Annotated in this window: 14 protein-coding genes and 1 tRNA gene; 3 read left to right on the top strand and 12 right to left on the bottom strand. The window is 65.3% G+C overall.

Annotated features, from left to right (window positions below; genetic code table 11):
• The first annotated feature begins 44 nt into the window (after positions 1-44).
• On the top strand, positions 45-1,736 hold the full coding sequence (locus IE92_RS0110300; protein ID WP_030148415.1) for a bifunctional 3'-5' exonuclease/DNA polymerase: 1,692 nt from the start codon (positions 45-47) through the stop codon (positions 1,734-1,736).
• Positions 1,737-1,907: 171 nt separating this feature from the next.
• Here IE92_RS0110300 and IE92_RS17345 read toward each other — a convergent pair whose 3' ends face one another.
• Both IE92_RS17345 and IE92_RS0110290 read right to left on the bottom strand, forming a co-directional pair.
• Positions 1,908-2,747, bottom strand: a complete 840-nt coding sequence (locus IE92_RS17345; protein WP_051701609.1) for an alpha/beta fold hydrolase — start codon at positions 2,745-2,747, stop codon at positions 1,908-1,910.
• A 91-nt stretch (positions 2,748-2,838) separates the two neighbouring features.
• On the bottom strand, positions 2,839-3,276 hold the full coding sequence (locus IE92_RS0110290; protein WP_030148413.1) for a GNAT family N-acetyltransferase: 438 nt from the start codon (positions 3,274-3,276) through the stop codon (positions 2,839-2,841).
• 143 nt (positions 3,277-3,419) lie between these two features.
• On the opposite strand from IE92_RS0110290, the gene IE92_RS0110285 reads away from it, so the two are divergent.
• Both IE92_RS0110285 and IE92_RS0110280 read left to right on the top strand, forming a co-directional pair.
• Complete coding sequence (locus IE92_RS0110285) at positions 3,420-3,824, top strand: DUF5684 domain-containing protein (RefSeq protein WP_245601256.1); 405 nt, start codon at positions 3,420-3,422, stop codon at positions 3,822-3,824.
• Between the two features lie 114 nt (positions 3,825-3,938).
• On the top strand, positions 3,939-4,844 hold the full coding sequence (locus IE92_RS0110280) for a prohibitin family protein (protein ID WP_051701610.1): 906 nt from the start codon (positions 3,939-3,941) through the stop codon (positions 4,842-4,844).
• Between the two features lie 48 nt (positions 4,845-4,892).
• Here IE92_RS0110280 and IE92_RS0110275 read toward each other — a convergent pair whose 3' ends face one another.
• The 10 genes from IE92_RS0110275 to IE92_RS0110235 all read right to left on the bottom strand — a co-directional run bounded on the left by IE92_RS0110275 (position 4,893) and on the right by IE92_RS0110235 (position 14,039).
• Positions 4,893-5,531, bottom strand: a complete 639-nt coding sequence (locus IE92_RS0110275) for an ankyrin repeat domain-containing protein (protein WP_030149633.1) — start codon at positions 5,529-5,531, stop codon at positions 4,893-4,895.
• A gap of 344 nt (positions 5,532-5,875) precedes the next feature.
• Positions 5,876-6,046, bottom strand: coding sequence for a hypothetical protein (locus IE92_RS18340; protein WP_156027499.1), 171 nt, complete (start codon positions 6,044-6,046; stop codon positions 5,876-5,878).
• A 59-nt stretch (positions 6,047-6,105) separates the two neighbouring features.
• Positions 6,106-6,954: a GAF domain-containing protein gene (locus IE92_RS18335; RefSeq protein ID WP_156027498.1), complete on the bottom strand. Its 849-nt coding sequence runs from the start codon at positions 6,952-6,954 to the stop codon at positions 6,106-6,108.
• A gap of 414 nt (positions 6,955-7,368) precedes the next feature.
• Positions 7,369-7,444: transfer RNA gene (locus IE92_RS0110265), tRNA-Leu, on the bottom strand.
• A gap of 87 nt (positions 7,445-7,531) precedes the next feature.
• Entirely contained in the window at positions 7,532-8,965 is a 1,434-nt protein-coding gene (locus tag IE92_RS0110260) for an NAD(P)/FAD-dependent oxidoreductase (protein ID WP_030148408.1), read from the bottom strand.
• Positions 8,966-9,212: 247 nt separating this feature from the next.
• Complete coding sequence (locus IE92_RS0110255) at positions 9,213-9,731, bottom strand: DUF501 domain-containing protein (RefSeq protein WP_030148407.1); 519 nt, start codon at positions 9,729-9,731, stop codon at positions 9,213-9,215.
• Between the two features lie 43 nt (positions 9,732-9,774).
• Entirely contained in the window at positions 9,775-10,230 is a 456-nt protein-coding gene (locus IE92_RS0110250) for an FtsB family cell division protein (RefSeq protein WP_030148406.1), read from the bottom strand.
• Positions 10,231-10,499: 269 nt separating this feature from the next.
• The gene (gene eno, locus IE92_RS0110245; RefSeq protein WP_030148405.1) at positions 10,500-11,780 is read right to left on the bottom strand and encodes a phosphopyruvate hydratase; all 1,281 of its coding nucleotides are present in this window, start codon (positions 11,778-11,780) and stop codon (positions 10,500-10,502) included.
• 52 nt (positions 11,781-11,832) lie between these two features.
• The gene (hisS, locus tag IE92_RS0110240; protein ID WP_030148404.1) at positions 11,833-13,110 is read right to left on the bottom strand and encodes a histidine--tRNA ligase; all 1,278 of its coding nucleotides are present in this window, start codon (positions 13,108-13,110) and stop codon (positions 11,833-11,835) included.
• A 140-nt stretch (positions 13,111-13,250) separates the two neighbouring features.
• Positions 13,251-14,039: a MazG nucleotide pyrophosphohydrolase domain-containing protein gene (locus tag IE92_RS0110235; protein ID WP_051701612.1), complete on the bottom strand. Its 789-nt coding sequence runs from the start codon at positions 14,037-14,039 to the stop codon at positions 13,251-13,253.
• Positions 14,040-14,146 lie beyond the last annotated feature (107 nt).

The following is a 14,146-nucleotide window of genomic DNA, read 5'->3' as shown; positions in this document are numbered from 1 at the left end:
CCCGCCTGAATCCCGAGGTCGGTGGCTCGGTCCAGAATAGGGGTATGCCCCTCGTTCTCACCGGTTCCCCGCTCGGCCTCACAGTGCTGCGCGAGGTGGACGAGGCGGGTACCGTGCTGTCCGAGCCAGTGGAACTGCGCGGAACCGAGAACATCCTCCGGGCCATCGGCGAAGCCGAGGCCAGCCACCCGCGCTGGGTATGGTCGGGCACCAACGACTGGTATCCGTGGCTGTTGGAACACAACCTGCACATCGAACGCTGCGTGGATTTGCGGCTGGGTCACGCGCTGCTCCGCCTCACCTCGGCCCTGCCCGCGGGCGAGTATCCCAGCGCCCCGGACAGCCCGTGGCGATACGAACCCTTCCCCAGCGGCGCGCCGGTCGAGCAGGGTCTGACCCTGTTCGACGAGGTGGACCGCGCGGACACCGTGAGCGCCGACGAGGTTCTGGCCGAGTTTGCCCGTCAGCGCGCGGCCGTCGCCCGCGCCGCCGAGCGGGATCCGATTGCCGGAGGAAAGCTCCGCCTGCTGCTCGCAGCCGAGTCCTCGGGGGCGCTGGTTGCCGCCGAAATCCACCACTTCGGGCTGCCGTGGAGCCGGGAGGAACACGATCGGATCCTGACCGAGGCCCTCGGCGAGCGTCCGCGGTTCGGCGGGCGGCCCGCCCACCTGGCCGCCCTCGCCGACACCATCCGGGAACTCCTCGACGCCCCCGATCTCAACCCCGATTCCCCACCCGAACTGCTGCGCGCCCTCGCCCGGGCGGGCATCTCGGTGCCCAGCACCAGCAAGTGGGTGCTGCGGGACATCAAGCATCCGGTGGTGGAACCGCTGCTGCGCTATAAGTCACTCTCGCGCCTGCTCAGCGCCAACGGCTGGGTGTGGCTCGACACCTGGGTGCCAGAGGATCGCTACCGTCCCGAATACGTGGTTGCCGGCACCGCGACCGGACGCTGGGCCACGAACGGCGGCGGGGCCATGCAGCTCCCCGCGCAGATCCGCGCGGCCGTCCGAGCCGATCCCGGACACCTACTGGTGGTCGCCGATGCCGCCCAGCTGGAGCCGCGGATCATCGCCGGCATGTCCCGCGACACCGCGATGGCCGCCGCGGGCGCCGGCAAAGACCTGTATCAGGGCCTCGCCGACGCGGGCGTGGTGCCGGGCCGAGCCGAGGCCAAGCTCGCGATGCTCGGGGCGCTCTACGGTGCCACCAGCGGCGAGAGTGGCGCGCTGATGCCGCGGCTCAAGCGCGCCTTCCCGCAGGCCATCGCCGCCGTGGAAAACGCCGCACGCGAGGGCGAAAAGGGAAGATCGGTCTCCACCTGGCTGGGTCGCGGGGCGCCGCTGCCCGATGCCGGCTGGTTCGAGTTTCAGCGCACCGCGGGGCAGGTTGATGCCACCGACGCGATGCGTCGACGTGCGGGAACCCTGGCCCGGGACTGGGGCCGGTTCAGCCGCAACTTCATCGCCCAGGGTACTGCCGCCGAGTGGGCGCTGTGCTGGATGGCCGGGCTGCGCCAGCGGCTGGCCCGGCTGGGCACCCCGGGCGATCGCCCCCACCTGGTGTACTTCCTCCACGATGAGGTGGTTGTGCATGCCCCGGCAAACGTAGCTGACGAGACGGCCGCGGCCATTCGGGACGCCGCCGCCGAAGCCGGACGCCTGCTGTTTGGCACCTTCCCGATCGACTTCCCGCTCAGTGTGGCGATCGTCGAACGCTATTCGGAGGCCAAATAACACAGCACCGGCCGGGCAGCGATGCCCGGCCGGTGTGGACGTGGACGGCCCGCGACCGGGAATGCCCGACCGGAGCCTAGTGGTGATGCCCGAAGCGCTTGCACCCTCCGAACATGCCCCCACGCTACGGAGCGTGTCTGAACGCCGGCTATGCCGCGGCTGAACAGCGCGTTAACGCACCCTCGCCCCCGCCTGGGAACGCACAAACGCCGGCACCTCGCGGCGCACCTCGGGCGAGGGCACGGTGCTGGTGTGATCGGCTCCGGGCAGCGCGAGCAGTCGCGCGGCGGGCAGGGCCGCCGCCAATGCACGCGCCGGCTCGATCGGAACGGTGCGGTCACGCTCCCCGTGCACGATCAGCGTGGGCATCGTGATCCGGGCCGGATCGGGGGCCACAAACTCCGCCGCATATCGGGTGTCGCTCTCGGTCCCGCGTATCCGCGGCGCATAGGGGAAGCTGGCGGCGGTGATGGTGCGCACCACTGCGCGCGCATCCCACCCATCGGCATCGGGCCCGGGTATTCCCCGTGCCAGGAGGCGCTGGATCGGCCGCGTGGTGGCTGCACGCGCGATGCCGCGCCGGGTGAGCAGGAACCGGGCACCCGGAGGCATCGAGATATCCTGGGCGGCCACCAGGGCCTCGATCAGCACCAGGGCGCTGACCCGGTCGGGAAGGTTGGCGGCGGCCCAGAGCGCGGCCATGCCGCCCCCGGAGATGCCCGCCACGGCGGCCGAGTGCAGGTTGAGCGCATCCATCACCGGGCCCAGCAGCAGACCCTGCCGACGCGGCCCGGGGGCCAGCTCGAGCGGGGTGCGAAGATATCCGGGACGGGAGATCGCGATGACGCGCACACCGGCATCGGTCCCGATGGTTTCGGCGAGGGACAGTCCCTGGTCAAAACCACCCGGCGTCCCGTGCAGGACGATCAGCGGAACCCCGCTCCCGCGCTCGGCATATTCCACCGGGCCGGCCGAGGTTTCCAGGATGTGTGAGGACTGCGACGCGGACATGATTCTTCTTTTCCGGCGTCGATCCATGGCGCCACTCACGAAGAGCATAGCCCCGCTATCCAGAACCCACTGTGCGATAGCTGTGTAAAGCCTATGCGGCAACCCGGGGACGGATCATCCACACGTCGACCTCGTCCTCGTCGCTGAGCACAAATCCCAGCCGTGCATAGAGCGCGGCGGCCCGGCTGCCCTGGAGCACGTTGAGGCGGAAGGGCTGCGTTCCAGGCTCGGCCAGCACCGATTCCAAGACCCCGCGGCCGATTCCCCGACCCTGCAGCTCGGTGGAGAGGTAAAAGTGTTCGATCCAAATCCCGTCGGTTTCGGGGCGCACGGTGATCGAGCCCACCCCGCGCCCCTCAACCTCGATCACCCGGGTAAGTTCGGGGCGGAATGCGGCGGTAAACCGCTCGCGCACCCGCTGGGGATCATAGCGTCCGAGACGTTCCAGGTCGGGACGTAACACCTCGGCGCGCAGCTCGGCAATCCAGATCGAATCGTCCGGGGTACTCGCGCGCAGGGTCCACTTCATAGCGATATGCTATCCGGTTCCGGGGCCCGATTTCCCACCCAACTGCGTGGCCCTGCACGCGCCTCTCGCGCAGATGACATAACTCGCACTATCGTTATCCTCGCCGCTCATTGGGGGCGGCAAGAATCGTTGAAAGGTTTAGCGTGTTCTCTCACCTCTCGCTCCTCCCCGCGGAAATCAACACCGACGTGCAGGACGGTCTGAACCAGATCACCACCACGACCGGTACCGGCGGATTCATCTTCTACGTCATCTCGGTCATCGGTCTGTGGGCAGTGTTCAGCAAGGCCGGACGCCCGGGCATCCTGGCCATCATCCCGATCGTGAACGTCATCTTCACCCTGCGCATCGTCGGTCGCAGCGGATGGCTGGTGCTGCTGTACCTCATCCCGATCGTCAACATCGTGATGGCGATCATCGTGGCCTTCGATCTGGGGCGTAAGTTCGGCAAGGGCGGGGCATTCTCGTTCTTCCTGCTGTTCCTGTTCCCCTTCATCGGCTACCTGGTCCTCGGTTTCGGCCAGGCGCGTTACAACCAGAACGCGTAACCACCAATTTCGTGAGGCCGGGGCCGAAGGGTCCCGGCCTCACGTCGCGTGTACCCTTCCTTCGTTCCTGATCGGTCGCATTTTCGACCGATAATCAACCCAGAAAGTCACCCGATGTTTGTTGTTGCCCTGCTCCTTTTGGTGGTGGCTATCGTGGCCGCCATCGTCTTATTTGCCACCCCGAATCGTCGATCCCTGGCGCTGGGAGTGACCGGTATCGCCGGGGTCTTGGCCGTGGGCATGCTGTTTTTCACGTCGTTTTATACCAACGATGAGGGCCAGGCCAAGGTCATTCGATCCTTCACCGGCGAGGTTCAGGGGCAGGTCACCGAGGCCGGTGCCGGGTTCCATGCTCCCTGGCAGGACACCATCTCCTACGACATCCGCAATCAGCAGGTGGTTTTTGCCGGCACCGAGAACGATGAGGTGGACCTGCAGGGATCCCAGGTGACGGTGCAGGACCGCGAGGGCGTCTCGGCGAATATCGATATCAGCGTGCGTTACTCGATCAAGCCCGATGCCGTGAGCGCGGTCTATAAGCAGTACGGCAGCCAGGAGAACTTCATCTCCAAGTTCATCGTCAACGATATCCGTGCCGGCGTACGCACGGTCCCCACCGCCTATGGCACCCTGGATCTGCTGAACTCCCGCGCCAAGGTCGAGAAGGAAATCACCGACTATCTGGAGCAGCGCTGGACGTCCAAGGGTGTGCTGGTGGACTCGGTCTCGCTGCAGGAGATCCGCTATCCCGAGGATGTGCAGAAGCGCTTTGCCGATGCCCAAAACGCCCGCACCGAGGTGGAAAAGGCCAAGGCGGAGCTGGAGGCAACCGAGGTTTCGGCCAAGCAGAAAATCGTGCAGGCCGAGGCCGAGTCGGAGGCGAACCGCAAACTTGCCGAATCGCTGACCGACCCGGTGCTCAAGCAGCGCTACCTGGACACCCTCAAGGAACTCGGTAAGGGTGGCAACCTGGTGGTGGTCCCCGACGGGTTCAACGGTTTGGTGAACGTCAGCAAATAGACTGCTCGCGCCGAAAATCCCCCGCACCAACCGGTGTGGGGGATTTTTCTATCGGTGGCCTCCGGCGGCCTTGATCAGCGCCGCGAGCTTTGCTGAGCCGCGATCCTCGGCGTTTTTCAGCGGGGTGTTGCCCGTCGAATCGCGCAGGTTCACATCCGCTCCACCGGCGATCAGCAGCTTCACGCTCTCCTGATGATCGGGCCCGTCGGTGCCCAGGAGCACCGCTTCCTGAAGCGCCGTCCAGCCCAGATTGTTGATGTGGTCGGGGTCCACGCCCGCGTCGAGCAGCAGCCGGATGGTCTCCACATGTCCGTGCTCCCCCGCCGGGATCAGCGCGGTGCCGCCGTAGCGATTGGTGCTGGCAAGGTCGGCGCCGTTGGCCAGGGTGAGGGTGAGGATCTCGTTATATCCCTCGGCACCGGCATACAGATACGCGCTGTCCTGGATCCCGTCCTTGGCATTCACATCGGCCCCGGCCTCGATCAGGGCGCGCGCGGCGGCGATGCTGTTGGCCTTCGTTGCGGCGATCAGCGGCGTCTGGTTGCTGCCACTTCGCGCCTCGATGTTCGCGCCATTCTCCAGCGCGCGGGTCACCCCGGCGGCGTCATTCGCCGTCACCGCGTCAATCAGCGCGGCGGTTGCCTGCGAGTTCTCGGAGCCGGAACCGCCCGGCTGCCCCGTGCTCACGGATGGCGCTGTCTGATTTCCCATAGTGCCCTCCGTTTCTGCAGCGCAGCCCGCCAGGAGCAGCGTTGCCGCCGCCCCCACGCCCAGCAGTCCACCGCCCACTCGTCCGGTCCGTATCACTACGTAAAACCCCCTGATAAAAGCGGAAATAATTACCACCATTATAGGATTACAGCCGTACAAACCTCTGGGAGACCGCCGCCATTCACCTGCGCGCGGCGGCGGTATGTCGATCATTCATGCCGACAGACTCAGCGTTTTCCCGTCACAAAAGGCACTTGCTCGCTCAGCCTTTCTGGACCGTGGATCGCCCAAGCTGTGGGTTGTACGGGGTAGTGCCGTCGCTAGTGAGCAGTTCTGTGTCGTTCAGAAAACTGACGGATCTGTTCCCGGCGAACAATGATCTCGATTTCTTTTCTTCGGTCAGCGCGCTCGATTGCAGCCTTGGCTTCGTCGGCTTCTCGCTTGGCCCGCTCCGCTCTAATCGCGGCGGAGAGAGTGATTCTATTAGTCATTTTGCCTCCTCCAATAGACATTCTATGCAGAATGCCCCTGTTTCGCATCCATACGGGTGTTATCGAGGACCAATAATGAACGCATTGGCAAGAACATGGGCGAGGACCTCCAGAATTGGAATGTGTGTCTCTGAGAGATTTCCCGGCTCTGGCGCATCCACCGTGAGCATTCCGTAGGGGACTCCCGCGGCCGCGATTGGTGCAGAGATGAATGTCTTGTACCCACGTCCCGTACCGCCCCAACCGTGCGCGGGGTCCTGATCAAGATCGGGCACGAGACGAGTTTGCGGGTTGTTTTCTAGCCAGGCAAATGCTTTCGCCCCTCGACCGGTGTCGTTAGAAACGAAATCGGAGGGCTGGTCGACGGCTCTCCCGGAAAAGTCAACTACCTCCAATCGTTTCACGGAATCAACCGTCTTGATTCTAAAGATGACCATTCTCACGCCGTGTGTATCGCCAAAGATCACCGGTCGGGCCAGCAACACCTGAGAGACCATTTTTGCCATCTGCTCATTACGTGCTTCCGACGGCAGGCTGGAGAGCTTAGCCACTGAGCGAAGTGACGGGATAACGGCCTCGCGGAGCTGTTCCTGTGCAGACACCTTCGCTGCGATCTGGCCTGATTCCTGCCCCCTTCGCGATGCGTCAAGAGCCCACGTCGACAGGGCTGAACTCAGTAGTGACAGGACGAGCCCGACAAATAGCCACACGGTATGGGAATTGTTTTCAGTACCAGAGGGCCAAGTCGTGCCAATCAAAATCCCAAAGACCGTTGCAACAATCGACGCAGCTATCGAAAACAGACGAAGCCATCCCTTGAGATTAAGGGCGCACCAGTCCACGACCCGATGTACCGTTGCGATCGGACCGGTATCTTCGCGAGTGAGCTTCGATGTCGAGGGAGGCACAATGGACACCCTACTGCACAGTTGCCTATGTGGCTGGACGCAAAGTGGCGTCTAACAATTGCGCAATGCCCAGCATCTTCTGATATTCACTGTCTACCCGACCGAGCCGCCCCCTCCGCAGCTCCGTCTGTTGCATAGTGATCTGTCCCGAGACACGGGTCCGAAAAGCCAGGTGCAGGGTGAAACGTCCACACACGCTACTCAAGCACCACGGGAGAAAAGCTAGGGCGAGGGTGTGAGAGCACCAGCCGCGTTGAGCGGAAAAACCAAAACACGGGGGGGGGTGCTGATGCGGACAAGAGTTGTCCATCATCGGCACGGGTACGGTGAATTTCCGCAGCGGTGAGATATGACACAAGCGTAAGCTTGCGGGTCAGGGAAAGGGCCCGGGATCGTGATGATCCCGGGCCCTGATGGTACCCCCAGTCGGACTCGAACCGACACTGGAGCGATTTTAAGTCGCCTGTCTCTGCCATTGGACTATGGGGGCGTGATTGCTCATCAGTGTAGGGCAATCAGCATGGCGGACGCATTCAGGGGATCCGATCCGCGGATCGAACCCCCTGAATGACGGCAACTACTTGGCTGCCGAAGCCTCGGCCTTTTCGGCCTTCGCGGGCTTCTCGGCCTTGGCGGGCTTTTCGGCCTTGGCGGGCTTCTCGGCCGGAGCCTCGGGCGCAGCCTCAACCGGCGGCTTCGGACGGGAGGCGAACTCCTCGAACGCGCGACGCGGGGTCAGCGTGGCCGACAGGCCGACGATGTCGCGACCCAGCCACACGTTGTGCCACCAGCCCCAGATGACGCGCCACTTGCGCTCCCAGGTCGGCATGGCCAGACCGTGGTATCCGCGGTGAGCGCCCCAGGCGAGGAAGCCCTTCATCGAGAACTTGCCCGACTGGAACACGCCGATGCCGATGCCGAGACCGGCGACCGCACCCATGTTCTTGTGGTTGTAATCCTTGGGCTTCTCGCCACGCAGAACCGCAACCAGGTTCTTGGCCAGCAGGCGGCCCTGACGCACGGCGTGCTGAGCGTTGGGCACGCACATGCCGCCCACGCCGCCACCGGAGAGGTCCGGAACGGCGGTGACGTCACCGGCACCCCAGGCACCCTCGACCACGTTGTCCTCGGTACCGAGGCGCAGGTCGGGACGGGTGACCAGACGGCCACGGGCCTCGATCTCCAGGTCGGTGTTGCGGACGATCTGCGGGGTCGCCATCACACCGGCGGTCCAGATGATCAGGTCCGACTCAAACTTGGTGCCGTCCGAGAGCTCGACGTTGCCGTCGACGCAGGAGGAGAACTGGGTCTCCAGGAAGACCTTGGCACCACGCTCGGCGAGGTTCTTCAGCACCCAGTGGCTGGTCTCCAGCGACACCTCGGGCATGATCCGCGGGGCGGCCTCAACCAGGTTGAAGTGCACGTCGTCGAAGGTCAGCTCGGTGTACTGCGAGAGCAGGTCCGAGGCGAAGCTGCGCAGCTCGGCGAAGACCTCGATACCGGCGAATCCACCACCGACGACGGTGACGGTCAGGAGGCGGTCGCGCTCCGGGCCGGCTGGCATCTGGGCCGCACGGTCAAAGTTGGTGAGCATGCGGTCGCGGATCGCGACGGCTTCCTCGATGGTCTTGAGGCCGATGGCCTCATCCGCGACACCCGGAATCGGGAAGGTACGCGAGACCGCACCGGCGGTGATCACGATCTGGTCGTACTCGAACTCGTACGCCTCACCGATCGGCGGCTGAATGGTCGCCTTCTTCTCGGCGTGGTTGATGTAGGTGACCTTCGCGGTGACGATGTGGGTCTTCTTCAGGTGACGACGGTGAGCGACAACCGCATGACGCGGGTCAATCGAACCGGACGCAACCTCGGGGAGGAACGGCTGGTAGGTCATATAGGGCAGCGGGTCGACCATGGTGACCTCTGCTTCCCCGGCCCGAAGGTGCTTTTCCAGCTTCCACGCGGTATAAAAACCCGCGTAGCCGCCGCCGACGATCAGAATTTTAGGCACTGTGAGATTTCTCCTGTAGCGAGGGGTGTTTGCAAATCGAGGCGTTCCGACACGGGAGCGTCCGAGGGGCTTGCGGCAGCAGCACTGGCACCAAGCAGATTCAACGATAGCACTGCCCCGACGTTAACCCCGCGTTCACGCGGGAAACGGGCGGATGTGCAGGCGGTGAAACACTAATGTGCGGCCATCGAATGACCCGTGCCGTCTCCCGCGGGGACACGCACAATCGCGCGTGTCCCAAAGGGTGTTATTCGGCGGCCGAGTAGTCGGGGCACTCGCAGACATCCGGCGACCAGGTGGCGCGCTCGAGTGCCAGGTCACCGATCGGGTTGACACCCGGTCCGGCGGCCAGCGCGTGACCGGCGAGGGCGTGCAGGCACTTCACACGCACGGGCATGCCACCGGCGGAGATGCCGTGCACCTCGGGAATGTCCTCGATGCTGTAGCGGTCGGCGAGGAAGGCCTCATGCGCGGCCGCATAGCGGGTGCGCAGGTCCTCGTCCTCGGCCAGCAGGTCGTTGAACTCGTTCATCACGTGCTCGGCCTCAAGCTGCGAGATTGCGGCGGTCGCGGCCGGGTGGCACAGGTAGTAGAAGGTGGGGAACGGGGTACCATCGCTCAGGCGCGGCTTGGTCGACACCACCGTGGGGGCCCCACACACGCAGCGTGCGGCAATTCCCACCACATCGCGTGCCGGACGGCCAAGCTGGGCCGAGACGATGGCAATGTCCTCGTCGGTTACCGGGTCAAAGGGCGGGGTGGTCATGCGTTTTTACTCCTACGGATTCTCGCTCTGATGCGGGGCACGCCTACTTTTGGGGCGTATTCCCCACCGCAACCTTACCCAGACCTGCGCTCAGGAACGAACCGAGCAGGTTTTCCGACCAGTTCGCGTCCCCGGTCTTGACCTTGTCACTGACCGGATCGGGTTCCTTCCCGGCCACCGCGGGATCGAGGTCGTTGCGCACCGTATAGGTGGTTTCCCCCGGGTTGACGTAGTACAGCCGGTCGCGCGCCTGGGTTTCGATATAGGTCTTGTCGTTCCAACGCTCACGCTCGGCCACCAGGTTCTTGACCGTGTGCTTATCGTCGGTCACCAGCTTCTGATAGATCGCGATCTGCTGACGCTGCTCGACATAGGTTTTCAGGTTCGGGGCGATGATGACCACACCCAGCGCGATCACGCCGAGCATGATGGCGGCAAACCCGGACAGGCGCAGGCGACGCATCCACCCGGCCTGGCTGCTGCTTCCGGTATCGGTCATGGCGGGCTTCCCTTCGCTGGTCGAGGAACGGGCCGTCTGGTGCCGACCCGGACATCAGGGACCCGGCCGCCAACACCGTTGACCACACCAGACCCGAGAAAACACGGACTCCCGGCCCCGCGCCCCCAAGGAGGCCGGGACCGGGAGTACCGGTAGTACTGCGTTCAGCTTACGGGCGGATCATCCGGAACCCCGGATGACCCTCCCGCGTACCGCAAGCTTTCAGGAAGACCAACGAGCCCGCCTGAATGCGAACGACTGGCGCCGAATTAGAACTTCAGGCGCGGGAAGGCCGAGGCACCGGCGTAAACGGCGGCCGACTCCAGCTCCTCCTCGATGCGCAGCAGCTGGTTGTACTTGGCAACGCGCTCCGAACGAGCCGGCGCACCGGTCTTGATCTGACCGGCGTTGGTGGCCACTGCCAGGTCGGCGATGGTGGTGTCCTCGGTCTCACCCGAACGGTGCGAGAGGATCGCGGTGTAACCGGCACGCTGAGCCATCGACACGGCGTCCAGGGTCTCGGTCAGGGTACCGATCTGGTTGACCTTCACCAGCAGCGAGTTGGCGTCGCCGCGCTCGATGCCCTTGGCCAGGCGCTTGGGGTTGGTCACGAACAGGTCGTCACCGACAATCTGAACCTTCTTGCCGAGCTCGGCGGTCAGGATGGAGTAACCCTCCCAGTCGTCCTCGTCCAGCGGGTCCTCGATGGTGGCCATCGGGTAGTTGGCGACCAGGTCGGCGTAGTAGGCGGTCATCTCGGCGGCGGTGCGTGCCTTGCCCTCGAACTGGTAGGCACCCTCGCGGTAGAACTCGCTCGAGGCGACGTCCAGACCCAGGCTGATCTCCTTGCCGGGGGTGAAGCCGGCCTTCTCGATCGCGGCGATCAGGAAGTCGAGTGCCGCACGGTTGCTGGCGAGGTCGGGGGCGAAGCCACCCTCGTCGCCCAGGCCGGTGGCCAGGCCGCTGGACTTGAGCTCGCCCTTGAGGACGTGGTAAATCTCGGTGCCCCAGCGCAGTGCGTCGGAGAAGGTGGCGGCACCCTGGGGAACCAGGAAGAACTCCTGGATGTCGACCGAGGTGTCGGCGTGGGATCCACCGTTGATCACGTTCATCAGCGGAACGGGCAGCACGTGCGCGTTCGGTCCACCGAGGTAGCGGTAGAGCGGCAGGCCCGAGGCGTCGGCTGCGGCGCGCGCAACGGCGAGGCTCACACCCAGGATCGAGTTGGCGCCCACGCGCTTCTTGTTGTCGGTACCGTCAACCGCGATCAGGGCGGCGTCGATCACGCGCTGGTCATCGGCGGGCAGACCCTCGATGGCCGGGGCGAGCTCCTCGATCACGGCGTTGACGGCGTTCAGCACACCCTTACCGCCGTAGCGAGCCTTGTCGCCGTCACGAAGCTCATAGGCCTCGAAGGCGCCGGTGGAGGCGCCGGACGGCACCGCTGCGCGGGCGAAGGAACCGTCGTCCAGTCCAACCTCAACCTCAACGGTCGGGTTTCCGCGCGAGTCCAGAATCTCGCGAGCGTTCACGAATTCAACAAGTGCCACGATGTTTTCTCCTTGATCAGGGTGTGTACTGCTAGTTGTCAGTCTATCCGGCCTATTCGGCCGCGCCGAGCGGTTTAACGTCCAGATCGGACGCCCCGCTGGTCTCCGCCGTTACGGTCGCGTAGGCGGTGTAGCCCGCCTCCGCTGCCCGCTCCAGGACGGCCCGGAAGTTCTTTGCACGTTTGTCCAACCGCACCCGGGTGCCCGAGGCGGCCACCTCGTTTTTCAGCGCGATAAGCGCCGCGGGGTCCACGTTTCGGTCATAGATCAGCACGAGGGATTCCTCGGCGGATGCCGCGTCTGCCTCGATGAGGTCCACGATACGCTCGAAGCCGATCGAGAACCCGACCGCGGGCACCTCCTGTCCGAGGAAGCGGCCGATCATGCCGTCATAGCGACCGCCGCCGCCGAGGGCGTAACCGAAGTCGGCGTGCTCGATCTCGAAGATCGGACCGGTGTAGTAGCCCATGCCGCGCACCAGGAACGGGTCAAACACGAGCTCGCTGTCGGTCGAGGCACCGATCTGGGCCAGCTCGGCGATGACCTCGGGGTCCACGCCCGCGGGCAGGCGGGCGGCGATCGACTCGGCCGAGAACTCGGCGGTATCGGCGTGCTCGGTTTCCAGGAACGCGGCCAGGGCGTCGATGGCCGAGGCGGTGACGCCGCGCTCACGCAGCTCGGCGATCACGCCGGCGGCGGCGATCTTGTCGAGCTTATCGATGGTGATCAGCACTCCGGCGAATTCCTCGGCGGCAAAGCCGAAGGCCTCCAGCATGCCGGTGATCAGGCGGCGGTCGTTGATCCGCACGCGGGTGCCGGTGATGCCCAGCTCGCGCAGGACCTCGGTGGTCGCGCCGATCAGCTCGATCTCGGCCAGGATGCCGGCCTCGCCGATGATGTCGATGTCCGACTGCACAAACTGGCGGTAGCGGCCCTTCTGCGGACGCTCGGCGCGCCACACGGGGGCGATCTGCACCGAGCGGAAGACGCTGGGCAGCTCGGCGCGGTGGGTCGCGTAGTAGCGAGCCAGCGGGACGGTGAGGTCAAAGCGCAGACCCAGGTCGGTCAGGCTGGCCAGGTCGTCGGTGTCGGCGGCGGCGCGCAGGTCCTCGGCACCGAGGCCGCGCTTGAGGACGTTGAACGAGATCTTCTCGTTGTCGCCGCCCAGGCCAGAATGCAGGCGGTCGTAGTTTTCCAGTACCGGGGTTTCGATCTCATCGAACCCAAAACGACGGTACACCCGGCGGATCACGGAGAACGCGTACTCACGACGCGCCTTCTCGGCGGGGAGGAAATCGCGCATGCCGCGCGCTGCACTAACTGTTGCCATGCTCCCATTTTGGCATGTTCGGGCGGACCGGCGGATTCCGGCGCACGCCCGTTCATCCGGGCTTCGCCCGTCGGGCGCGCTTCACGAGGCGCGGGACCGACCCGGCATCCGGGTCGGCGGCGCATCGTCAGGTTTGGCGGCTAGGCGCGCTCGGCCCGGCGGGTCGCGGCGGTGCGCAGCGCGGACTCGGCATCCAGGCCCCGGGCCTGAGCCTCGGCGGCGATCCTAAAGAGGTAGTCGCCCAGGCTCTGCTCGTCGGTGAATACCTCGGCGGGCAGGGTGTCGATGGGTTCGGCAGGCTGGGTGTCACTCAGCCCGGAAGTCAGGGGGGCGCTCGACTCGGCGGGCACGCTGGACAAGTTCGATTCGACGCTCACCCCGGCCCGGGCGATCCGCGCGGCCACCTTCTGGGCTCGGGCGAGGGCCGGCAGCGTCGGAGCGATCCCGTCCAGGATCCCCGTCCGCTCGGACTTCTCCGCGGCCTTGGCCGCACCCCACACCCGCAGGACCTCGTCCACATCGGCGGCGCCCTCGGGCCCAAACACGTGGGGATGACGCCGAACCATCTTCTCCCGGGCATCCCGCACCACATCCGCCAGGTCAAAGCCCGCATCCGGATCCCCGGCGGCGATCTCGGCGTGGAACACAATCTGCAGCAGCAGGTCTCCCAGTTCCTCGCGCACGTGCACCGGATCGGCCTCATCGAGGGCCTCCAGCAGCTCGTGGGTCTCCTCGAGCAGGTAGCGGCGCAGGCCCGCGTGGGTCATCGCCTCGGTCCACACGCAGGTGAGCCGGGTCTCGTGCATCGCGGCGGCATAGGCCGACAGCTCGGCCCCGGCCTCGGCGTACGCGGCGGTACCGGGAAACTCGGCGGCGGGGACAACCGCCAGGTTGGCAACCCGATCGGCGGGGGTCTGGGGAGTGGGCATCGTATCCTCCGGCTCGGGTCGCGGAATCCCAGCCTACAAGGCGGTCAACTGATATTCTGGGGGTGGAGTGCCGGGAAGTCTGGTCGGCCCGGGGATCCCAACGGATC

Origin of the sequence: Mycetocola saprophilus (assembly GCF_000718085.1) — a bacterium.
Classification (GTDB): domain Bacteria; phylum Actinomycetota; class Actinomycetes; order Actinomycetales; family Microbacteriaceae; genus Mycetocola; species Mycetocola saprophilus.
Note: the sequence above shows the minus strand (reverse complement) of the source record. Positions and strands in the feature narration are given on the sequence as shown.